Genomic DNA, 3,790 nt, shown 5'->3' on the forward strand with positions numbered 1-3,790 from the left:
GTGTTCAAGCGCGGGTTAGCGCTTGAACGCCTTCACTTCAGCTTCACGCAGGCGCGGGGCCAGCTTGTCGAGCACGCCGTTGACGAACTTGTGGCCGTCGGTCGAGCCGAAGACTTTCGCCAGCTCGATACCTTCGTTGATCACCACGCGATACGGCACGTCGACGCGCTTGAGCAGTTCCCAGGTGGACAGGCGCAGAACGGCCAGTTCAACCGGGTCCAGCTCTTCGATCGCCAGATCCAGGCACGGCGTCAGGGCGTTGTCGATTTCGGTCTTGAACTGCGGAACCCCGTGGAGGATTTCGCGGAAGTAAGCACCGTCGACATCGGTGAAATCGTTATCAACGCGAAACTGCGCTTCGATCTCGTTCAGCGATTGCTTGGCCATGTGCCACTGGTACAGCGCCTGAGTCGCGAGCTGACGGGCTTCGCGACGCTTGACGCTTTTCGAGGGCTTGCCGGCATCCGCAGGTTTCGGATCGCGCGGGTTGAAACGATCGCTTTCGTCGCTAATCACTTGGCCTCCAACTGCGCCAGCAGGCTGACCATTTCCAGAGCGGACAGGGCTGCTTCGGCACCTTTGTTACCGGCCTTGGTGCCGGAACGTTCGATGGCTTGCTCGATGGAATCCACGGTCAGGACGCCGAACGCAACCGGAACGCCGAACTCCATGGACACCTGGGCCAGGCCCTTGGTGCACTCGCCTGCCACGTATTCGAAGTGCGGGGTGCCGCCACGAATGACCGCGCCGAGGGCGATGATGGCTGCGAACTCACCTTTCTGGGCGACTTTCTGCGCAACCAGCGGGATTTCGAAGGCGCCAGGTGCGCGGATGATGGTGATGTCGCTTTCGCTCACGCCATGGCGAACCAGGGCATCAACTGCACCGCTGACCAGGCTTTCAACGACGAAGCTGTTGAAACGGCCCACTACCAGAGCGTAGCGGCCTTTAGGGGCGATGAAGGTACCTTCGATGGTCTTCAGGGTCATTCGTCAGTTCTCTTAAAGAGCCGGGACGCGTCTGCTACGCGTCCCTCAGTGATTTATTTGCCGCGAATCGGAGACCGGAAACAACCGGTCATTATTCGGAGGGCACGTATTCTACAACTTCCAGATCGAAACCGGATATCGCATTAAATTTCATTGGCGCAGACATCAGGCGCATTTTGCGCACACCGAGGTCACGCAGGATCTGCGAACCGGCACCGACGATGCTGTAGGTGGTCGGTTTTTTCGGCGCTGCCTGCTCACCGGTTTCACGGATATGTGCCAGCAGCACGTCGCCATCGAGCGGGTGACCAAGCAACAACACGACACCGCTGCCCGCCTCGGCAACCGCAGCCATCGCGGCGCGCAGGCTCCAGCGGCCCGGTTGCTTGACCATCAGCAGGTCACGCAGCGGATCCATGTTGTGCACGCGAACCAGGGTCGGCTCTTCGGCACAGACATTGCCCAGGGTGAGGGCCATGTGCACGTCGCCTTCCACCGAATCACGATAGGTCACCAGGTTGAATTGGCCCAGTTCGCTGTCCAGTGGCTGCTCGGCAATCCGCTGAACGGTACGTTCGTGGATCATCCGGTAGTGAATCAGGTCGGCGATGGTGCCGATCTTGATGTTGTGTTCGGCGGCGAACGCTTCCAGCTCGGCACGACGGGACATGGTGCCGTCGTCATTCATCACTTCACAGATCACGCCGCTCGGCTCGAAACCGGCCATGCGTGCCAGGTCGCACGCTGCTTCGGTGTGGCCGGCGCGGGCCAGGGTGCCACCGGCCTGAGCCATCAGCGGGAAGATGTGGCCCGGGCTGACGATGTCTTCGGCCTTGGCGTCCTTGGCGGCAGCCGCTTGCACGGTGCGTGCACGGTCGGCGGCGGAGATACCGGTGGTGACGCCTTCGGCGGCTTCGATCGACACGGTGAACTTGGTGCCGAACCCGGAACCGTTGCGCGGCGCCATCAGCGGCAGCTTCAACAGTTCGCAGCGCTCGCGGCTCATCGGCATGCAGATCAGGCCACGGGCGTGCTTGGCCATGAAGTTGATGTGCTCGGCCTTGCAGCACTCGGCGGCCATGATCAGGTCGCCTTCGTTCTCGCGGTCTTCGTCATCCATGAGGATGACCATCTTGCCTTGGCGGATGTCTTCAACCAGTTCTTCGATGCTATTGAGCGCCACAAGGCACCCCCTTCAGTCAGGATTTGAGATAGCCGTTGGCGGCCAGAAAGCTTTCAGTGATCGTGCCACCCGATGCAGGCTCAGCGGCCTTGTCACCCAGCAACAGGCGCTCCAGATAACGCGCCAGCAAGTCGACTTCCAGGTTCACCCGGCGACCTGGCTTGTAGGACGCCATGATGGTTTCGCTCAGGGTGTGCGGAATGATCGTCAGCAGAAATTCGGCGCCATCGACCGCGTTCACGGTCAGGCTGGTGCCGTCGACGGTGATCGAGCCTTTATGGGCGATGTACTTGGCCAGTTCCTTCGGCGCACGGATACGAAATTCCACGGCGCGGGCATTGTCGCTGCGCGAGACCACTTCGCCGACACCGTCGACGTGACCGCTGACCAGATGCCCACCGAGACGGGTGGTCGGGGTCAGGGCTTTTTCCAGATTGACCGGGCTGCCGCTTTTCAGGTCGTTCATGGCCGTGCAGTCCAGCGTTTCACGGCTGACGTCGGCGGCAAAGCCGTTGCCCGGCAGTTCAACGGCAGTCAGGCACACGCCGTTGACCGCGATGCTGTCGCCGAGTTTGACGTCGCTCAGGTCGAGCTTGCCGGTTTCGACGTGCACCCGTACATCACCGCCCTTGGGGGTCAGTGCACGGATACTGCCGATGGATTCGATGATGCCGGTAAACATGGGGTTCTCCTTGAGAACGAAGCCAGCGCTAAGGCGATGGCCGGGAATTATACGCTCGCCGAACGGACCGGCGTCGCAGTGACTCGCCAGTCATCGCCAACCGCGCGAATCTCGGTGATTTTCAGTTCGGGAGCGTCCTTCATATAGGCCAGCGGCCAGTCCAGTAGCGGACGCGCCGTGGAGCCGAGGAACTTGCCGGCGATGAAGATCACGAATTCGTCGACCAGACCGAGCTGGGCAAACGCCCCCGCCAGACGCGGGCCGGCCTCGACCAGCACCTCGTTGACGCCACGGTTGGCCAGTTCGATGAGCAGTTGATGCAGATCGACCTGACCGTCATCACCCGGCACGATCAGGCATTCCGGGCCGTTGGCGTACTGCTCTTCCACCGCCATACACGTGGAGACCAGCGCCGGACCGGCCTTGAAGAACGGCGCATCGAGCGGCACCCGCAGGCGCCCGTCGATCAGCACCCGCAGCGGCGGACGGCTCATGGCCAACGCGGTTTGCCCGGCATCCAGGCCCAACTCGTCGGCGCGCACGGTCAGGCGAGCGCCGTCAGCCAGTACGGTGTCGGCGCCGGTCAGCACCACGCTGGCCTGAGCGCGCAGACGCTGCACCGCCGAACGGGCGGCCGGGCCGGTGATCCATTGGCTCTCGCCGCTGTCCATCGCCGTGCGACCGTCCAGACTCATCGCCAGCTTGACCCGCACAAACGGCAAGCCGTGTTCCATGCGTTTCAGGAAACCTTGATTGAGCTGGCGCGCCTCGGCTTCCAGCACACCGCTTTCGGTGGCAATGCCGGCATCGGCCAGACGCTGCAAGCCACGCCCGGCAACTTGCGGGTTCGGATCACGCATCGCTGCGACCACCCGGCCCACCCCGGCATTCACCAATGCGTCGGCGCACGGCGGTGTGCGGCCATGATGGCTGCAC

The 3,790-nt window shown here is 62.5% G+C and carries 5 protein-coding genes; all 5 read right to left on the bottom strand.

The features are described from left to right. Positions 1–15 precede the first annotated feature (15 nt). The gene (nusB, locus tag DBR24_RS15140) at positions 16–516 is read right to left on the bottom strand and encodes a transcription antitermination factor NusB (protein ID WP_123448286.1); all 501 of its coding nucleotides are present in this window, start codon (positions 514–516) and stop codon (positions 16–18) included. Continuing rightward, complete coding sequence (ribE, locus tag DBR24_RS15145) at positions 513–989, bottom strand: 6,7-dimethyl-8-ribityllumazine synthase (protein WP_003228649.1); 477 nt, start codon at positions 987–989, stop codon at positions 513–515. Before ribE ends, nusB begins: the two co-directional genes overlap by 4 nt. A 91-nt stretch (positions 990–1,080) precedes the next feature. Beyond that, complete coding sequence (ribBA, locus tag DBR24_RS15150; RefSeq protein ID WP_123463756.1) at positions 1,081–2,172, bottom strand: bifunctional 3,4-dihydroxy-2-butanone-4-phosphate synthase/GTP cyclohydrolase II; 1,092 nt, start codon at positions 2,170–2,172, stop codon at positions 1,081–1,083. A gap of 16 nt (positions 2,173–2,188) precedes the next feature. Continuing rightward, on the bottom strand, positions 2,189–2,854 hold the full coding sequence (locus DBR24_RS15155; RefSeq protein WP_123463754.1) for a riboflavin synthase: 666 nt from the start codon (positions 2,852–2,854) through the stop codon (positions 2,189–2,191). 47 nt (positions 2,855–2,901) lie between these two features. Then, positions 2,902–3,790: bifunctional diaminohydroxyphosphoribosylaminopyrimidine deaminase/5-amino-6-(5-phosphoribosylamino)uracil reductase RibD (gene ribD, locus DBR24_RS15160; protein ID WP_256591498.1), on the bottom strand; the 889-nt coding region annotated here is incomplete at its 5' end.

This window comes from Pseudomonas sp. HMWF006, assembly GCF_003061205.1.
Classification (GTDB): Bacteria; Pseudomonadota; Gammaproteobacteria; order Pseudomonadales; family Pseudomonadaceae; genus Aquipseudomonas; species Aquipseudomonas monsensis.

Coding starts and splice junctions, on each gene's coding strand:
- ribE (WP_003228649.1), bottom strand. CDS start 989: ATGACCCTGAAGACCATCGAAGGTACCTTCATCGCCCCTAAAGGCCGC.
- DBR24_RS15155 (WP_123463754.1), bottom strand. CDS start 2,854: ATGTTTACCGGCATCATCGAATCCATCGGCAGTATCCGTGCACTGACC.